Source organism: Streptomyces sp. NBC_00370 (assembly GCF_036084755.1).
Taxonomy (GTDB): domain Bacteria; phylum Actinomycetota; class Actinomycetes; order Streptomycetales; family Streptomycetaceae; genus Streptomyces.
Genome location: NZ_CP107968.1, coordinates 1,665,368 through 1,683,630, shown reverse-complemented (window position 1 = coordinate 1,683,630; position 18,263 = coordinate 1,665,368). Strand labels below are relative to the sequence as shown.

17 protein-coding genes are annotated in these 18,263 nt (G+C 71.5%); 16 read left to right on the top strand and 1 reads right to left on the bottom strand.

All coding sequences use genetic code 11. The features are described from left to right. The first annotated feature begins 176 nt into the window (after positions 1–176). From OHS57_RS07065 to OHS57_RS07035, 7 genes are all read left to right on the top strand, one after another. Positions 177–500, top strand: coding sequence for an integration host factor (locus OHS57_RS07065; protein WP_040019917.1), 324 nt, complete (start codon positions 177–179; stop codon positions 498–500). A 38-nt stretch (positions 501–538) separates the two neighbouring features. Continuing rightward, positions 539–1,102: a guanylate kinase gene (gmk, locus tag OHS57_RS07060; protein ID WP_041991681.1), complete on the top strand. Its 564-nt coding sequence runs from the start codon at positions 539–541 to the stop codon at positions 1,100–1,102. Between the two features lie 49 nt (positions 1,103–1,151). Then, positions 1,152–1,424, top strand: a complete 273-nt coding sequence (gene rpoZ / locus OHS57_RS07055; protein ID WP_041991682.1) for a DNA-directed RNA polymerase subunit omega — start codon at positions 1,152–1,154, stop codon at positions 1,422–1,424. 101 nt (positions 1,425–1,525) lie between these two features. Continuing rightward, positions 1,526–2,746 carry a bifunctional phosphopantothenoylcysteine decarboxylase/phosphopantothenate--cysteine ligase CoaBC gene (gene coaBC / locus OHS57_RS07050; RefSeq protein ID WP_328581392.1) on the top strand — a complete coding sequence of 407 codons (1,221 nt, stop codon included), beginning with the start codon at positions 1,526–1,528 and terminating at the stop codon, positions 2,744–2,746. Positions 2,747–3,030: 284 nt separating this feature from the next. Continuing rightward, entirely contained in the window at positions 3,031–4,239 is a 1,209-nt protein-coding gene (metK, locus tag OHS57_RS07045) for a methionine adenosyltransferase (RefSeq protein ID WP_041991684.1), read from the top strand. A gap of 81 nt (positions 4,240–4,320) precedes the next feature. Next, positions 4,321–4,620 (top strand): YciI family protein, encoded by a 300-nt coding sequence (locus OHS57_RS07040; protein ID WP_328581391.1) that lies wholly within the window; start codon positions 4,321–4,323, stop codon positions 4,618–4,620. Between the two features lie 37 nt (positions 4,621–4,657). Continuing rightward, complete coding sequence (locus OHS57_RS07035) at positions 4,658–6,805, top strand: primosomal protein N' (protein ID WP_328581390.1); 2,148 nt, start codon at positions 4,658–4,660, stop codon at positions 6,803–6,805. 504 nt (positions 6,806–7,309) lie between these two features. Here OHS57_RS07035 and OHS57_RS07030 read toward each other — a convergent pair. Next, positions 7,310–7,807 carry a hypothetical protein gene (locus OHS57_RS07030; RefSeq protein ID WP_328581389.1) on the bottom strand — a complete coding sequence of 166 codons (498 nt, stop codon included), beginning with the start codon at positions 7,805–7,807 and terminating at the stop codon, positions 7,310–7,312. Positions 7,808–8,037: 230 nt separating this feature from the next. Here OHS57_RS07030 and fmt point away from each other — a divergent pair, with 230 nt between their 5' ends. The 9 genes from fmt (at position 8,038) to OHS57_RS06985 (ending at position 18,257) form a co-directional block, all read left to right on the top strand. Continuing rightward, positions 8,038–8,967, top strand: coding sequence for a methionyl-tRNA formyltransferase (gene fmt, locus OHS57_RS07025; RefSeq protein ID WP_328581388.1), 930 nt, complete (start codon positions 8,038–8,040; stop codon positions 8,965–8,967). Positions 8,968–9,040: 73 nt separating this feature from the next. Then, complete coding sequence (locus OHS57_RS07020; protein ID WP_328581387.1) at positions 9,041–10,474, top strand: RsmB/NOP family class I SAM-dependent RNA methyltransferase; 1,434 nt, start codon at positions 9,041–9,043, stop codon at positions 10,472–10,474. Between the two features lie 94 nt (positions 10,475–10,568). Further along, entirely contained in the window at positions 10,569–11,252 is a 684-nt protein-coding gene (gene rpe / locus OHS57_RS07015) for a ribulose-phosphate 3-epimerase (RefSeq protein ID WP_041991693.1), read from the top strand. Between the two features lie 122 nt (positions 11,253–11,374). After that, positions 11,375–12,391, top strand: a complete 1,017-nt coding sequence (locus tag OHS57_RS07010) for a sugar-binding transcriptional regulator (RefSeq protein ID WP_041991695.1) — start codon at positions 11,375–11,377, stop codon at positions 12,389–12,391. Positions 12,392–12,562: 171 nt separating this feature from the next. After that, a complete protein-coding gene (locus tag OHS57_RS07005) occupies positions 12,563–14,029 on the top strand; it encodes a GuaB1 family IMP dehydrogenase-related protein (protein ID WP_328581386.1) in 1,467 nt (488 codons plus the stop codon). Between the two features lie 98 nt (positions 14,030–14,127). After that, the gene (locus OHS57_RS07000; RefSeq protein ID WP_041991699.1) at positions 14,128–14,967 is read left to right on the top strand and encodes an RNA polymerase sigma factor SigF; all 840 of its coding nucleotides are present in this window, start codon (positions 14,128–14,130) and stop codon (positions 14,965–14,967) included. A gap of 107 nt (positions 14,968–15,074) precedes the next feature. Further along, the gene (locus OHS57_RS06995) at positions 15,075–15,524 is read left to right on the top strand and encodes an Lrp/AsnC family transcriptional regulator (protein ID WP_041991701.1); all 450 of its coding nucleotides are present in this window, start codon (positions 15,075–15,077) and stop codon (positions 15,522–15,524) included. A gap of 162 nt (positions 15,525–15,686) precedes the next feature. Next, positions 15,687–16,484: a carbon-nitrogen hydrolase family protein gene (locus tag OHS57_RS06990; RefSeq protein WP_041991703.1), complete on the top strand. Its 798-nt coding sequence runs from the start codon at positions 15,687–15,689 to the stop codon at positions 16,482–16,484. A gap of 51 nt (positions 16,485–16,535) precedes the next feature. Next, positions 16,536–18,257, top strand: coding sequence for a flavin monoamine oxidase family protein (locus tag OHS57_RS06985; protein WP_328581385.1), 1,722 nt, complete (start codon positions 16,536–16,538; stop codon positions 18,255–18,257). Positions 18,258–18,263 lie beyond the last annotated feature (6 nt).

The window sequence follows — 18,263 nt, the reverse complement described above, 5'->3', positions numbered from 1 at the left end:
GGTCGTGCGATGCTGACCAGGACTTTTCGTCTGTTCTCGCTGACTCCGGCGGCCTTCAACGCTAGTCTCCGTCGAGAGCCAACGAGCAATCCGTTGTTCACGGCTCACCAGGTGGGGGGCGACCAGCTTCCTCGCCGGTCCGTATCCGACAGTTCGACATCCGAGGTGACGTAGGCGTGGCTCTTCCGCCCCTTACCCCTGAACAGCGCGCAGCCGCGCTCGAAAAGGCCGCCGCGGCTCGCCGGGAGCGGGCCGAGGTCAAGAATCGACTCAAGCACTCCGGCGCCTCCCTCCATGACGTCATCAAGCAGGGTCAGGAGAACGACGTCATCGGGAAGATGAAGGTCTCCGCCCTGCTCGAGTCGCTGCCCGGCGTGGGCAAGGTCCGCGCCAAGCAGATCATGGAGCGGCTCGGGATCTCCGAAAGCCGCCGCGTGCGCGGTCTCGGCTCCAACCAGATCGCCTCCCTGGAACGCGAGTTCGGCGGCTCTCCGGCCTGACGTTCCCGGGCACTCCCGGGAACCTGGATAATCGCTGCATGGCAGCAGAGGTACGTCCGCGGCTGACCGTGCTCTCCGGCCCTTCCGGGGTCGGCAAGAGCACGGTCGTCGCCCATATGCGCAAGGCCCACCCCGAGGTATGGCTCTCGGTGTCGGCCACCACAAGAAAGCCGCGCCCCGGTGAGCGCCACGGCGTCCAGTACTTCTTCGTCAGCGACGAGGAGTTCGACAAGCTGGTCGCCAACGGAGAGCTGCTGGAATGGGCGGAGTTCGCGGGCAACCGCTACGGCACGCCCCGCAGAGCCGTGCTCGAACGGCTCGAAGCGGGGGAGCCCGTACTGCTGGAGATCGACCTCCAGGGCGCCAGACAGGTCAGGGATTCCATGGCGGACTCCCAGCTGATCTTCCTGGCGCCGCCGGACTGGGACGAGCTGGTACGCCGGCTCACCGGCCGGGGCACCGAAGCACCCGAGGTGATCGCGCGCCGGCTGGCGGCGGCCAAGGTGGAGCTGGCGGCCGAGTCGGAGTTCGACACGACCCTGGTCAACACCTCGGTCGAGGACGTCGCGCGCGAGCTGCTAGCCTTGATGGCAGTTGCATGATCATTGGTGTTTCCTGAAATTCCCTGATTTATCTTCGGAAGGCTAGAGAGTGTCCTCTTCCATCACCCCACCCGAGGGCATCATCAACCCGCCGATCGACGAGCTGCTTGAGGCCACCGACTCCAAGTACAGCCTCGTGATCTACGCGGCCAAGCGCGCGCGCCAGATCAACGCGTACTACTCGCAGCTCGGCGAGGGTCTGCTTGAGTACGTCGGCCCGCTGGTGGACACGCACGTCCACGAGAAGCCGCTCTCGATCGCCCTGCGCGAGATCAACGCCGGACTGCTGACCTCCGAGGCCATCGAGGGCCCGGCCCAGTAGACCCGCCCGCACAGACGCTTTCAGCACAGGCCCGGCAGCGCGACTGCCGGGCCTGTGGTGTGTCATAGGTACGAGAAGCGAAGACGAGGCGGGGAGACACGGTGGACAAGCCGAAGGTCGTACTGGGAGTGGCCGGCGGGATCGCCGCCTACAAGGCGTGCGAACTGCTGCGCCGGCTCACCGAGTCCGGCCATGACGTCCAGGTCGTACCGACCGAGTCCGCCCTGCACTTCGTCGGTGAGGCGACCTGGTCCGCGCTGTCGGGACACCCCGTCGCCACCCAGGTCTGGTCCGGGGCCCACGAGGTGCCGCACGTACGGATCGGGCAGTCGGCCGACCTCGTCGTCGTGGCCCCCGCCACCGCCGACCTGCTGGCCAAGGCCGCGCACGGACTCGCGGACGACCTGCTCACCAACACCCTGCTGACCGCCCGCTGCCCGGTGGTCTTCGCCCCCGCCATGCACACGGAGATGTGGGAGCACCCCGCCACCCAGGAGAACGTGGCCACGCTGCGCCGCAGGGGCGCCGTCGTCGTCGAACCGGCCGTCGGCAGGCTCACCGGCGTCGACACCGGCAAGGGCCGGCTGCCCGACCCCGAGGAGATCTACGAGGTCTGCCGCCGGGTGCTGGCACGCGGCGTCGCCGCGCCCGATCTCGCCGGCCGCCATGTCGTGGTCAGCGCCGGCGGCACCCGCGAACCCCTGGACCCGGTGCGCTACCTGGGCAACCGCTCCTCGGGGAAGCAGGGCTACGCCCTCGCCCGCACGGCCGCGGCCAGGGGCGCCAGGGTCACCCTGATCGAGGCCAACACCGGGATGACGGACCCGGCCGGAGTCGACGTCGTCCATGTGGGGACGGCGCGGCAGCTGCGCGAGGCCGTGCTGAAGGCCGTCGCCGACGCCGACGCGGTCGTGATGGCGGCGGCCGTCGCCGACTTCCGCCCGGCGGCCTACGCCGAAGGCAAGATCAAGAAGAAGGACGACGAGGAGCCCGCCCCGCTCACCCTGATCCGTAACCCGGACATCCTCGCGGAGATCTCGGCGAACCGGCCGCACCCGGGCCAGGTGGTCGTCGGCTTCGCCGCCGAGACCGACGACGTCCTCGACAACGGCCGCCGCAAACTGCGCCGCAAGGGCTGCGACCTGCTGGTCGTCAACGAGGTGGGGGAGAGCAGGACCTTCGGGGCCGCTTCGAACGAAGCCGTGGTGCTGGCGGCGGACGGCGCGGAGACGCCGGTGCCGTACGGGCCCAAGGAAGCGCTCGCCGACATCGTCTGGGACCTTGTCGGGCCCCGGCTCGAAGACGTCGAAACGCGGCACTGAACGGACGCGAGATGAAATCTTTATTGCTTCTCGCCGGTCAAGTCACCGCCATTTCGCCGCTCCGGTCCGACCGAAAGCCAACAAAAACGGCATAACGCCCAGTACTCTGGCCGAATCGTCGTATCGCACTGCCCGGACCGCGCGCCACGGAACTCCCACGGACCGAGACACCTGGACCTGTGGCCCGGTATGACCGATAAACTGGCCCAGGAACGTCGTGGGGCGCAGCCCCCGGCCTGCCCGCCCATGATCAGCCAGCAGCCGCTGCAACCCCAGGGAGCGTTGTGTCCCGTCGTCTTTTCACCTCGGAGTCTGTGACCGAAGGTCACCCCGACAAGATCGCTGACCAGATCAGCGACACGATTCTTGACGCGCTTCTGCGCGAGGACCCGACATCGCGGGTCGCTGTGGAGACGTTGATCACCACCGGCCAGGTGCATGTCGCCGGTGAGGTGACGACGAAGGCGTACGCCCCGATCGCCCAGCTCGTGCGCGACAAGATCCTGGAGATCGGCTACGACTCCTCGAAGAAGGGCTTCGACGGCGCCTCCTGCGGTGTCTCCGTCTCGATCGGCGCGCAGTCCCCGGACATCGCCCAGGGTGTCGACGACGCGTACGAGAAGCGCGTCGAGGGTGACGAGGACGAGCTGGACAAGCAGGGCGCCGGCGACCAGGGCCTGATGTTCGGCTACGCCTGCGACGAGACGCCCGAGCTGATGCCGCTCCCGATCAACCTCGCGCACCGGCTGTCCCGCCGGCTCTCCGAGGTCCGCAAGAACGGCACCATCCCCTACTTGCGCCCCGACGGCAAGACGCAGGTCACCATCGAGTACGACGGCGACAAGGCCGTCCGCCTCGACACCGTCGTCGTCTCCTCGCAGCACGCGTCGGACATCGACCTCGACTCCCTGCTCGCCCCCGACATCCGCGAGTTCGTCGTCGAGCACGTCCTGCAGCAGCTCGTGGACGACGGCATCAAGCTGGACACCGAGGGCTACCGGCTGCTGGTCAACCCGACCGGGCGCTTCGAGATCGGCGGCCCGATGGGCGACGCCGGCCTGACCGGCCGCAAGATCATCATCGACACCTACGGCGGCATGGCCCGCCACGGCGGCGGCGCCTTCTCGGGCAAGGACCCGTCGAAGGTCGACCGCTCCGCCGCGTACGCGATGCGCTGGGTCGCCAAGAACGTCGTGGCGGCGGGCCTCGCCACCCGCTGCGAGGTCCAGGTCGCCTACGCGATCGGCAAGGCCGAGCCGGTCGGTCTGTTCGTCGAGACCTTCGGCACGGCCACCGTCGACACCGAGAAGATCGAGCAGGCCATCAGTCAGGTCTTCGACCTGCGCCCGGCCGCGATCATCCGCGACCTCGACCTGCTGCGTCCGATCTACGCCCAGACCGCGGCGTACGGCCACTTCGGCCGCGAGCTGCCCGAGTTCACCTGGGAGCGCACGGACCGCGTGGACGCCCTGCGCAAGGCCGCGGGCAACTGACGGAGTTCTTCCCCGGGCCCGGTTCCTCCGCCAAGGAGGGGCCGGGCCCGGCGCGTTGCCGCCGCCGCATATATTTCCCCCATGTTCGTACTTGAGCTGACCTACACCGCGCCCCTCGACCGCGTCGACGCCGCCATGGCCGACCATGTGGCCTGGCTGGAGAAGGGGTACGCCACCGGGCTCCTCATCGCGTCGGGCCGCAAGGTCCCGCGCGACGGAGGCGTGATCCTCGCGGCCGGCACCGACCGGGCGGCCGTCGAACAGCTCGCCGCCGAGGACCCGTTCACCGTCGCCGGAGTCTGCGCGTACCGCATCACCGAATTCGTGGCGACCAAGACGGCGGCCGGGCTGGCCGAGTACCGGGAGCAGCCGCGGTCCTGATCGGCCGATGTCAGTTCTCTCTGGTAGGTATGGGGGCGTGAGCAGCGACGACGAGCGGGGGACCGAACCCGGGCAGCAGCCCGAGGCGGAACAGCTCGCGCTCATCCGCGAGACCGTCCGCACCGCCAAGGTCCCCCGGGCCAAACCGCGCACCTGGCGCGGCGCCGCCCTCGCCGCCGAGCTGCCCGTCGCCCGCGTCGTCGTCAACAAGGGCGTCCTGCACCTCGACCAGTTCTTCGACTACGCCGTCCCCGAGGAGCTGGCCGACGAGGCACAGCCGGGGGTCCGGGTCCGGATCAGGTTCGGCGCCGGCGCCCATCAGGTACGCGGCGGGCGCCGCGAGGGCGGCCGGCTGATCGACGGCTTCGTCATCGAGCGCCGCGCCGACTCCGACTACTCGGGCCCGCTCGCCGCCCTGGCCGGCGTCGTCTCACCGGAACCCGTCCTCAGCACCGAACTGCTCACCCTCGCCCGCGCCGTCGCCGACCGGTACGCGGGCAGCCTCGCCGACGTACTCCAGCTCGCGATCCCGCCGAGGAACGCCCGCGCCGAGGCCAAACCGTCCCCGGAACCCCTGCCGCCGCCCGGAGCACCCGAGCCCGGCACCTGGCAGCGGTACGCCCAGGGCCCGGCGTTCCTCACCGCACTCGCCGACGGCGCGTCGCCACGCGCCGTGTGGACGGCGCTGCCGGGACCGCACTGGGCCGACGAACTGGCCCGCGCCGTAGCGGCGACGCTGTCCTCCGGCCGGGGCGCGCTCGTCGTCGTACCGGACGGCCGGGTCGCCGCCCGGCTCGACGCGGCGCTCACCACGCAGCTCGGCGAGGGACAGCACGCCCTGCTCACCGCCGAGGCGGGCCCCGAGAAGCGCTACCGCGAATGGCTCGCCGTACGGCGCGGCGCCGTCCGGGCCGTCGTCGGCACCCGCGCCGCGATGTTCGCCCCCGTACGCGACCTCGGCCTCGTCGCCATCTGGGACGACGCCGACGGCAGCCACAGCGAACAGCACGCGCCCCAGCCGCACGCCCGCGAGGTCCTGCTGCTGCGCGCGGCCCACGACAAATGCGGATTCCTGCTCGGCAGCACCGGCTGCACGGTGGAGGCGGCCCAACTGGTCGAGACGGGCTGGGCGCTGCCGCTCGGCGCCGACCGGGAACAGGTACGCGGCTCGGCCCCGCTGGTCCGCACCGTCGGCGACGGCGAGCTGGCCCGCGACGGCGCCGCGCGCGCCGCTCGGCTGCCCAGCCTCGCCTGGCAGGCCGTCAGGGACGGCCTGCGCACCGGCCCCGTACTGGTCCAGGTGCCGCGCCGCGGCTACGTCCCGAGGCTCGCCTGCGAACGCTGCCGCACCCCCGCGCGCTGCCGGCACTGCGCGGGCCCGCTGGAAGCCCCCCAGGAGCGGGAGCTGCGCTGCGGCTGGTGCGGCCGGGGTGAGCCCGACTGGACGTGCGTCGCGTGCGGTTCGCCCCGGCTACGCGCCCAGGTCGTCGGCGCGCGCCGCACGGCCGAGGAGCTGGGCCGGGCCTTCCCGGCCGTCCCCGTCCGCACCTCGGGCCGCGACCACATCCTCGACTCGGTCCCGGCCCGCCCGGCGCTCGTGGTCAGCACCCCCGGCGCCGAACCCGTCGCCGACGGCGGGTACGCGGCGGCGCTGCTCCTCGACGGCTGGGCGATGCTCGGCCGCCCCGACCTGCGGGCGGGGGAGGAGGCGCTGCGCCGCTGGATGCAGGCGGCGGCGCTGGTACGCGGCCAGGACGAGGGCGGCGTGGTGGTCGTGATCGCCGAGCCCACCCTCCGCCCCGTCCAGGCCCTGGTCCGCTGGGACCCGGTCGGCCACGCGCAGCGCGAGCTGGCGGAACGGGGCGAGCTGGGGCTTCCGCCGGTGTCCCGGATGGCGGCGGTCTCGGGCCGCCCGGCCGCGGTGGAGGCGTTCCTGTCGGCGGCCCGGCTGCCGCCCGACGCGCAGGTCCTGGGCCCCGTACCGCTCCCGGTCACGGACCCGGCCCGCCCCCGCCGCCCCGGCGACCCGCCCCCGGGGGAGCCGTGGGACCGCGCGCTGCTGCGGGTACCGCCGGGAAGCGGGGCGGCGCTGGCGAGCGCGCTGAAGGAGACGCAGGCGAGCCGCTTGGCCCGGGGCTCGGCGGACCCGGTCCGCATCAGAATCGACCCCCCGGACATCGGCTAGTCGCCGTCCGGCGTTGCGGGTCTGGGTTGCGGTGTCGCTGTCTGGTGGCGGGTTCCGGGTCCTGCGGAGGGGGGTGTCCGGACTGCTTGTCGCATGAGCTCCTTCGCTTTACGTCCGGACACCCCCCTCCTCCGGCCCCGGCCCCCTCCCGTCCGGTGGTCGGGCACCCCGTCCGCGTCAGCGCGGGTGAGCGGTGCCCTGCGGGCCGGGGGTACGTCCCTGGCGTGGACGCCCGGCCGCGTTCCCTCGCGGGTCGCGGCGCAGCCGAGCCGATCGGCCGGGGGGTGAAGGGGGTCGTGCAGGGGTGGTGTCCGGAGCGTAGAGCGTGATTTGTGGCGCATCTCGGCGGTGGCTCCGCGTCTGGCGAGTACGCGCCGTAAATCATGCAGCGCAGGACGCCTCCCCGGAACGGCACCCGGCAACAACCGCAACCAAGACCCGCAACCCCGAACCGCGCCGGACGGCGACACCGCGCCGGACGGCGACACCGCGCCGGACGGCGGCTCAGCCGCCTCGGGGGCCCGGGAACGCGTTCGGGCGGGGGTCTTCGCGTAGCGACTGGGTCGTCGGCTGGCGGGCCGCCGGGACCGACGGCGTAGGCGTGGGCGTCGCGTCGGGCGCCGCGTCCGCGCCCGGCTGCGGCGGCGGCACCGGCGCGCGGCGCGCCCCGTAGCGGCGGTGCACCGCCTGCTTCGTGACGCCCAGCGCCGAGCCCACCGCGTCCCACGAGAAGCCCAGCGAGCGGTCGAAGTCCACCGCCGCCGTCACCAGCGTCTCGACGCTGTCCCGCAGCTCCTGCGCGAGTCGTACCGTCGGCGCCGGGGCTCTGCCGTAGACGACGAACCCGGCGGACGGGCCCGAGCGCCGCGGGCGGTAGACGTTGCCCAGCTGGGCGGTGAGGGTGCGCAGCGCGTCCACCTGACGGCGGACCCGCTCGATGTCCCGCACCAGCAGGTGCAGACTCGCACGGGCTTGTGCGTCGTGGGTTGCGTGGTCGGCCATGAACAAGCCTCTCGAACCGGCGTTGAAAAGGATCCGGGCCGCACCGGTGCGGCCCGTGTGGGGGTCAATCTCCCTTGACAACGCTTTACCTGGCCCTGGGGTCACGCTACGGGGGCGTATCCATAGGTGCGCGGGGCGCGCAGAGGGACGTACGCCCCCTGTGGTGCGCGCCCATAGACTGGTGCGCCGCATGATCCGATCCGCCCCGCCCGAGAGGCAGTCAGCCACCGATGAAGCTCGTCTTCGCCGGCACCCCCGAGGTCGCCGTACCCGCCCTGGACGCACTCATCGCCTCCGACCGGCACGAGGTCGCCGCCGTCGTGACGCGACCCGACGCGCCGTCGGGGCGCGGGCGCAGGCTGGTGGCCAGCCCGGTCGCCCAGCGGGCCGAGGAGGCGGGGATCGAGATCCTGCGGCCCGCGAAGCCCCGGGACGAGGACTTCCTCGCGCGGCTGCGGGAGATCGGGCCCGACTGCTGCCCGGTCGTCGCGTACGGCGCGCTGCTGCCCCGGGTCGCCCTCGACGTACCCACGCGTGGCTGGGTGAATCTGCACTTCTCGCTGCTGCCGGCCTGGCGGGGCGCCGCGCCCGTGCAGCACTCGCTGATGGCGGGTGACGAGATGACGGGCGCTTCGACGTTCCTGATCGAGGAGGGCATGGACTCGGGCCCGGTCTTCGGCGTGATCACCGAGCATGTGCGGGCGACTGACACGAGCGGCGACCTGTTGACGCGGCTCGCGTTCGCGGGGGCAGGGCTGCTCGCCGCGACCATGGACGGCATCGAGGACGGCAGCCTGATTCCCGTACCGCAGCCGGCCGACGGTGTCTCGCTCGCGCCGAAGATCACGGTCGAGGACGCGCAGGTGAACTGGGCCGAGCCGGCCCTGCGGGTGGACCGGGTGGTCAGGGGCTGTACGCCCGCGCCGGGGGCCTGGACCGTGTTCCGGGGGGAGCGGCTGAAGCTGATCCAGGTGACGCCGCGGCCCGAGCACACCGGCCCGGCGCCGGGGGCGCTCGCCGTCGGCAAGAACAACGTGTACGTGGGGACCGGTTCGCACGCGGTGGAGCTGCTGTGGGTTCAGCCGCAGGGCAAGAAGCCGATGCGGGCGGCGGACTGGGCGCGTGGCGTGCGGATCACGCCCGGCGAACGGCTCGGCTGACGGCGCTGCGAACGGCCCGGCGGGACGGACGTAGGCTGGACGGGTTCTTCTCTTCATCACACGCGGAGCACCTTTGAACGAGCAGGCCGGTCGCCGTCCCCCCAAGCCGCACCGTCGTCCCAAGAAGGACCCGGTCCGGATCCTCGCCTTCGAAGCGCTGCGGGCGGTGGACGAGCGCGGCGCCTACGCCAATCTCGTCCTGCCGCCGCTGCTCAAGAAGGCGCGGGAGAATCCCGCGTTCGAGGCGCGTGACGCGGCGCTGGCCACCGAGCTGGTCTACGGGACGCTGCGCAGGCAGGGGACGTACGACGCGATCATCGCGGCCTGCGTCGACCGGCCGCTGCACCGGGTCGATCCGCCGGTGCTCGACGTGCTCGCGCTGGGTGCGCACCAGCTGCTGGGGACCCGGATCCCGACGCACGCGGCGGTCTCGGCGAGTGTCGAGCTGGCCAGGGTGGTGCTCGGGGACGGGCGGGCCAAGTTCGTCAACGCCGTGCTGCGGAAGATCTCGCAGCACGATCTGGACACCTGGCTCGATCAGGTCGCCCCGCCGTACGACGAGGACGCCGAGCAGCATCTGGCCGTTGTCCACTCGCACCCGCGCTGGGTGGTCTCCGCGCTGTGGGACGCGCTGGGCGGTGGCCGCGCCGGTATCGAGGATCTGCTCGAAGCCGACAACGAACGGCCCGAGGTGACCCTCGTGGCCCGGCCCGGCCGCTCCACGACGGACGAGCTGATGGAGGTCCTGGGGGAGGACTCGGGGTTGCCGGGACGCTGGTCGCCGTATGCGGTACGGATGGCCGAGGGCGGCGAGCCGGGCGCTCTCGACGTCGTACGGGACGGCAGGGCGGGCGTCCAGGACGAGGGCAGCCAGTTGGTCGCGACGGCCGTCGCCAACGCGCCGATCGAGGGGTCCGACGCCCGCTGGCTGGACGGCTGCGCGGGGCCCGGCGGCAAGGCGGCGCTGATGGCGGCGCTGGCGGCGGAGCGCGGCGCGACCCTGCTGGCGGCGGAGAAGCAGCCGCACCGGGCGCGGCTCGTCGAGCGCGCGCTGGCCGGCAACCCGGGCCCGTACCAGGTGATCACGGCGGACGGCACCCGCCCGCCGTGGGTGGCTGGCTCCTTCGACCGGGTGCTGGTCGATGTGCCGTGCTCCGGTCTCGGCGCGCTGCGCCGCAGGCCGGAGGCGCGCTGGCGGCGCCGCGCCTCGGACCTGGAGGGCTTCGCCCCGCTCCAGCGCGGCCTGCTCCGCGAGGCGCTGAACGCGGTACGGGTCGGCGGCGTCGTCGGCTACGCGACCTGCTCCCCGCACCTCGCCGAGACCCGCGTCGTCGTGGACGACGTGCTGAAGGCGCTCGGCGGCTCGTCGGTCGAAGCCGAACTCATCGACGCCCGCGACCTCCTCCCGGGCGTCCCGGCCCTGGGCAAGGGCCCCGACGTCCAGCTGTGGCCGCATCTGCACGGCACGGACGCCATGTACCTGGCCCTGCTGCGCCGCACGGCGTGACGCAGGGGCTGACGCGGGCCCCGCGGGGCGATTCGTCCGTATCGATGGGCGGACCGTGTCCTGTGACCCCCGTGGAGCATGGCAGGCTTGGGCCATGGCTCAGATCAACCCCAGCATCCTGTCCGCCGACTTCTCCCGGCTCGCCGACGAGGCGAAGGCCGTCGAGGGTGCCGACTGGCTCCATGTCGATGTCATGGACAACCACTTCGTGCCCAATCTGACGCTGGGGGTGCCGGTGGTCGAGGCGCTCGGGCGGGCCACGGACACGCCGCTCGACTGCCATCTGATGATCGAGGACCCGGACCGGTGGGCCCCGCAGTACGTGGAGGCCGGGGCCGGTTCGGTGACCTTCCATGTGGAGGCCGCCGCCGCGCCCGTGCGGCTGGCCAGGGAGATCAGGGCCAAGGGGGCGAGGGCGTCGATGGGGCTGAAGCCCGCGACGCCGATCGAGCCGTACGAGGATCTGCTGCCCGAGCTGGACATGCTGCTGATCATGACCGTGGAGCCGGGCTTCGGCGGTCAGGCGTTCCTCGACATCATGCTGCCCAAGATCCGGCGTACCCGGCAGCTGATCGCCAAGCACGGACTTGAGCTGTGGCTCCAGGTCGACGGCGGGGTCTCGGCCGACACCATCGAGCAGTGCGCCGAGGCCGGCGCCGATGTGTTCGTCGCCGGGTCCGCCGTGTACGGGACGGACGATCCGGCGGCCGCGGTGCGGATGCTGCGGCACCAGGCGGATGAGACGACGGCGGGCGCGCCGTGGGCCTGCCGTCACTGAGTCGGCCACCGGGCCACGGGGACATGAACGGAGCCCAGCAGGGCTGATCAAGGACCGCTGCATCTGACAGGATGAACAGGGAGTCCGGAGTGCGCAGAAGTGAGGAGATCGCGGTGTCTGGTATGTCGGCAGGACGGCCAGCCCTGCGGATGGGACCCGCGGAGTTGGTACAGGCTGCGGCCATGGCCCGCCGGTTCTATCTGGAGGGCAAGTCCAAGATCCAGATCGCCGAGGAGTTCGGCGTCAGCCGCTTCAAGGTGGCCCGGGTGCTGGAGACGGCGCTGGAGCGGGATCTCGTACGGATCGAGATCCGCGTCCCCTCCGAGCTGGACGCCGAGCGCTCCGACGCCCTGCGCGCCCGCTACGGGCTGCGGCACGCCGTGGTCGTCGAGTCGCCCGCCGAGGGCGCCGACGAGTCGCCCGACCCGGAGAACCTGGGCGAGGTCGCCGCCGATCTGCTCGGAGAGCTGGTCACCGAGGGCGATGTGCTCGGGCTCGCCTGGGGCCGCTCCACCATCCACATGGCCGCGGCCCTCGACCGGCTGCCGCCCTGCACCGTCGTCCAGCTGACCGGCGTGTACGACGCGGGCACCGCTGAGCGCGGCTCGGTCGAGGCCGTACGGCGCGCCGCCCAGGTGTCCGGCGGCGAGGCCCACCCCATCTACGCCCCGATGCTGCTGCCCGACCCGGCGACCGCGGCCGCGCTGCGCAGCCAGCCCGGTATCGCCCGCGCCTTCGAGTACTTCGACAAGGTGACGGTGGCCGCCGTCTCCATCGGGTCCTGGGAGGCGGGCATCTCCACCGTCCACGACATGCTCACCGACGAGGACCGCACCCACTACGCGTCGCTCGGTGTCGCGGCCGAGATGTCGGCGCATCTCTTCGACGCCGAGGGCCGCCGGGTCGGCCGGGATCTCGGCGAGCGGTGCATCACGGTCGAGGCCGACCGGCTGCGCCGTATCCCGGAGGTCGTGGCCATCGCCGGCGGGCTGCGCAAGGCCGAGGCGATCGGCGCCGTCCTGCGCTCAGGTCTGGTCACCAGCCTGGTCACGGACACGGCGGCGGCCGACTTCCTGCTGACGGAGTTCACCCCGGCGCCCCGGCCGGCCCTGGAGCGCTCCGACCCGGACGGCGACTGACCGGGCCAGGTCCTGGCGGGGCGCCGTGCCGTAGACTCCCTGAGTAAGGCAAGGTTCCACCGCCTGACACAGCAAGGCCCCACCTCGTTGGAGGAACACACGAATGTGGGGCCGTTTTGTTGTGTCCTCGCGGAAGTGACCTGCTCCGTTTCGCGTGAAAATGTGAGACTTATGCGCTTCCTTGAGCCCGGCACCGGACGTTCCGTCGAGTCGTCACCGGTTCCCTACGACCTGACCTACGACGACGTCTTCATGGTGCCGAGCCGCTCGGCCGTCGGCTCCCGGCAGGGGGTGGACCTCTCGTCCCCCGACGGGACCGGCACGACGATTCCGCTCGTCGTCGCCAACATGACCGCCATCGCCGGCCGCCGCATGGCGGAGACCGTCGCCCGGCGGGGCGGGCTCGTCGTCATCCCCCAGGACATCCCGATCGAGGTCGTCACGGACGTCATCTCCTGGGTGAAGAAGCGCCATCTCGTCCTGGACACGGCGATCACCCTCGCGCCCGCGCAGACCGTCGGCGACGCGCTGTCCCTGCTGCCGAAGCGGGCGCACGGCGCGGGCGTCGTGGTGGACGGCGTCGGACGGCCCGTCGGCATCGTCACCGACCACGACCTGACCGGCGTCGACCGCTTCACCCAGCTGTCCGAGGTCATGTCGAAGGACCTGGTCCTGATCGCCGCCGACATGGACCCCCGCGAGGCGTTCAACACCCTCGACTCCGCCAACCGCAAGCTCGCGCCCGCCGTGGACGCCGACGGACGGCTGGTCGGCATCCTCACCCGCAAGGGCGCCCTGCGGGCGACGCTCTACACCCCGGCGACGGACGCCGAAGGCGCGCTGCGGATCGCGGCGGCCGTCGGGATCAACGGCGACGTGGCGGGCAAGGCCGCCCAGCTGCTGGACGCCGGGGTCGACACGCTCGTGGTCGACACCGCCCACGGCCACCAGGAGTCGATGCTCTCCGCGATCAAGTCGGTCCGCGCGCTCGACCCGAAGGTGCCGCTGGTGGCGGGCAACATCGTCGCCGCCGACGGCGTACGGGACCTGATCGAGGCGGGCGCCGACATCGTCAAGGTCGGGGTGGGCCCCGGCGCGATGTGCACCACCCGCATGATGACCGGCGTCGGCCGGCCGCAGTTCTCCGCCGTGAGGGAGTGCGCGGCCGAGGCGAAGAAGTACGGCAAGCACGTGTGGGCCGATGGCGGGGTGCGCCATCCGCGCGACGTCGCCATGGCGCTCGCCGCCGGCGCGTCGAACGTGATGATCGGCTCCTGGTTCGCCGGTACGTACGAGTCGCCGGGCGACCTCCAGCAGTCAGCCGACGGGCGGTACTACAAGGAGTCCTTCGGCATGGCATCCGCCCGCGCCGTCCGTAACCGCACCAGCGAGGAGTCGGCCTACGACCGCGCGCGCAAGGCACTGTTCGAGGAGGGCATCTCGACGTCCCGGATGTTCCTCGACCCCGCGCGGCCCGGCGTCGAGGACCTGATCGACTCGATCATCGCCGGGGTGCGTTCGTCCTGCACCTACGCCGGTGCGAACTCGCTGGAGGAGTTCGCCGAGAAGGCCGTCGTGGGCGTGCAGAGCGCGGCCGGGTACGCCGAGGGCAAGCCTTTGCACGACAGCTGGGCGTAGTCTCATCAGTGGTGCCAACAATCTCGAATTGGCAGGCATGAGTGCGGAAGACCGGGGTAAACGGGCTCTGCACAGTCCACGATCAGGGGAGGACCACAGTGTCCACGGCAGTGTCCACGGCGAGCGCGGCCCAGTTGGAGCTTCCTCATGTTCCGTGCCCGAGCGAAGTGGCACCCAAGGACGCCCGGGAGATCTCCCGGCTCTTCTTCACCCGGCTCGCCGAGCTGGAAGAGGGCACGGCGGACCACCAGTACGTCCGTAACACCCTGATCGAGCTGAACCTGGCGCTCGTCCGGTACGCGGCGACGCGGTTCCGCAACCGGTCGGACCAGATGGAGGACATCGTCCAGGTCGGCACGATCGGCCTGATCAAGGCGATCGACCGGTTCGAGCTCACCCGTGAGGTGGAGTTCGCGACCTTCGCCGTCCCGTACATCATCGGCGAGATCAAGCGGTTCTTCCGCGACACCAGCTGGGCGGTGCACGTGCCGCGCCGGCTCCAGGAGCTGCGGATCGATCTGGCCAAGGCCAGTGACGAGCTGTCCCAGCGGCTGGACCGCACGCCGACCAGCGCCGAGCTGGCCGAGCACCTCGGCATCGAGGTGGACGAGGTCATAGAGGGTGTCGTCGCGAGCAACGGCTACACGGCGGGCTCGATCGACATGCCGACCGACGACACCTCCGAGTTCGCCGCCCCGCTCTCCGACCGGCTGGGCGCGCTCGACGCCGACCTGGAGACCGCGGAGAACGTGCAGGCGCTCAAGCCGCTCATCGAGTGCCTGGACGCCCGGGAGCGGCAGATCCTGCGGATGCGCTTCGGCGACGAGATGACGCAGGCGGAGATCGGCGCCGAGCTGGGCGTCTCCCAGATGCATGTGTCCCGGCTGCTGACCCGGATCACCGGACAGCTGCGGGCCGGACTGCTCGCCGTCGAGTAGACCCGCGTCGAGCAGACCTCGCCGTAGAACAGACCTCGCCGTAGAACAGACCTTTCCGGCTGACCGGCCCGGCGGCTCCTGCCGTCGGGCCGTGTTCTACTTCAGCCGTGCGCCTCAACGATCTCGACGAACGCATCGTCCACGCCCTCGCCGAGGACGCCCGCCGCTCCTTCAGCGACATCGGCTCCCTCGTCGGCCTCTCGGCGCCCGCCGTGAAGCGCCGCGTCGACCGGCTGCGCGCCGAAGGGGCGATCACCGGCTTCACCGTCCGGGTCGATCCGGCGGCCATGGGCTGGCAGACCGAGGGATTCATCGAGATCTACTGCGGCCGCAACACCTCCCCCGAAGCGATCCGGCAGGGCCTGGAGCGCTACCCGGAGATCGTGGCGGCCTCCACCGTCACCGGCGACGCGGACGCGCTCGTGCAGGTACTCGCCGCCGACATGCGCCATTTCGAGCAGGTGCTGGAACGTATCGCGGGCGAGCCGTTCGTGGAGCGCACCAAGTCGGTCCTCGTGCTGTCGCCGCTGCTCAGACGGGCCGTCGTGCCCTCCTGACGGGCTCGCTCCACCGGTCGCGCAACGAATCGCCGCCCAGTGGCCGAGAGGCGCAACAAAACGCACACCACGACGCAACAGACGCGTCTTGCCGCGCCCGTCGCCCGGACCGTAGCGTCTAACCGTCACCCCCACCCCTTACGCACCACCCCGAGGTCCGTCATGCCGTCGCTGCGTACCGCCCTGCTCCAGAGCTCCGGCCACCCCGGTTCCGTCGAGGGCAATCTGATGGTGCTGGACGAGGCGGCCGGACGTGCGGCGGACGCCGGTGCGCGGCTGCTGGTGTGCCCGGAGATGTTCCTGACCGGGTACGCGATCGGCGCCGATGTGGCCAGGCTCGCCGAGCCCGCCGACGGTCCCGGGGCGCAGGCCGTGGCCAGGATCGCGGCCCGGCACGGTCTCGCCGTGCTGTACGGCTACCCGGAGCGCGACGGTGAGCGGATCTTCAACGCCGCCCAGCTCGTCGGCCCGGACGGTGCGCGCGGCGCGCACTACCGCAAGACGCATCTCTTCGGCGACTTCGAACGCGCCTGGTTCACCCCGGGGGAGCAGCCGGTCGTCCTGGCCGAGCTGGACGGGATCCGGCTCGGCGTCATGATCTGCTACGACGTCGAGTTCCCGGAGAACGTGCGGGCCCACGCCCTGGCCGGCACCGATCTGCTGCTGGTCCCCACGGCGCAGATGCGGCCCTTCGAGTTCGTCGCCGAATCCCTCGTACCGGTCAGGGCCTTCGAGAACCAGCTCTACATCGCGTACGTGAACAGGACCGGCTGGGAAGGCGAGTTCGACTTCGTCGGGCTGAGCTGCCTCGCGGGACCTGACGGCGCCGCCGTCGTACGCGCAGGGCGCGACACGGAACTGGTCGTCGGCGATGTCGATCCCGTACCGCTCGCCGCGTCGCGCGCCGCCAATCCCTATCTGCGGGACCGCCGCCCCGGGCTGTACGGCTCGCTCGTCTGACCGGCGCCCCGCACCGTAATCCCCGCTCGTTCGCAAGGAGTTCCCGCCGCCATGACCACGGTGCCGCCCCCTGCCGTTCCGCACACCCCCGAACCGGAGTCCGGCGCCCTGCCACGGGTCACCATGTCGGGCCCCGACTTCCCTTACGCGTACGACGACTTCCTGACGCATCCGGCGGGGCTCGGCCAGATACCGGCGACCGAGCACGGCGCCGAGGTCGCCGTCATCGGCGGCGGTCTCTCCGGGATCGTCACCGCGTACGAGCTGATGAAGATGGGGCTCAAGCCGGTCGTCTACGAGGCCGACCGCATCGGCGGCCGGCTGCGGACCATCGGCTTCGACGGCTGTGACCCCGAACTGACCGCGGAACTGGGCGCGATGCGCTTCCCGCCGTCCTCCACGGCGCTCCAGCACTACATCGACCTGGTGGGACTTGAGACCCGTCCCTTCCCCAACCCGCTTGCCCCCGGCACCCCTTCGACGGTCGTGGACCTCAAGGGCGAGTCGCACTACGCCCGCACCATCGACGAACTGCCCGAGGTCTACCGGGAGGTGATGACCGCCTGGAACACCTGTCTGGAGGAGGGCGCCGACTTCTCCGACATGAACAGCGCCCTGCGCGAGCGGGACATCCCACGGATCAGGGAGATCTGGGCGCGGCTCGTGGAGAAGCTCGACAACCAGACCTTCTACGGATTCCTCTGCGAGTCACCGGCGTTCGCCTCGTTCCGCAAGCGGGAGATCTTCGGCCAGGTCGGCTTCGGCACCGGCGGCTGGGACACCGACTTCCCCAACTCCATCCTGGAGATCCTGCGGGTCGTCTACACCGAGGCCGACGACCACCACCGCTCCATCGTCGGCGGCAGCCAGCAGCTCCCGGTCCGGCTGTGGGAACGGGCGCCTGGCAAGATCACCCACTGGCCCGCGGGCACGTCGCTGGCCTCGCTGCACGGAGGTGAGCCGCTGCCCGCCGTGACCCGGCTGCACCGTACGGCCGGCAACCGCGTCACGGTCACCGACGCCTCGGGCCGGATCCGCACCTTTCGCGCGGCCGTCTTCACCGCCCAGTCCTGGCTGCTGCTGTCGAAGATCGCCTGCGACGACGCGCTGTTCCCCATCGACCACTGGACGGCGATGGAGCGCACCCACTACATGGAGTCGTCCAAGCTGTTCGTGCCGGTCGACCGGCCGTTCTGGCTCGACCCGGCCGTCGACGGCGCCGGGCGTCCCACCGGGCGTGACGTGATGTCGATGACGCTCACCGACCGGATGACCAGGGGCACGTATCTGCTGGACGACGGGCCCGACAAGCCCGCGGTGATCTGCCTGTCGTACACATGGTGCGACGACAGCCTCAAGTGGCTGCCCCTGTCGGCGCAGGAGCGGATGGAGGTCATGCTCAGCTCGCTGCGGGAGATCTACTCGGGCGTGGACATCCGGCGGCACATCATCGGCAGCCCCGTGACCGTGTCCTGGGAGAACGAGCCGTACTTCATGGGCGCGTTCAAGGCCAACCTGCCGGGCCACTACCGCTACCAGCGGCGGCTGTTCACCCACTTCATGCAGGACCGGCTGCCCGCGGACAAGCGGGGGATCTTCCTGGCGGGCGACGACATCTCGTGGACGGCGGGCTGGGCCGAGGGCGCCGTGCAGACCGCGCTCAACGCGGTGTGGGGCGTGATGCACCACTTCGGCGGTGCCACGGACCCGACGAACCCGGGGCCCGGCGATCTGTACGACGACCTGGCACCCGTCGAACTCCCCGAGGACTGAGGGCCA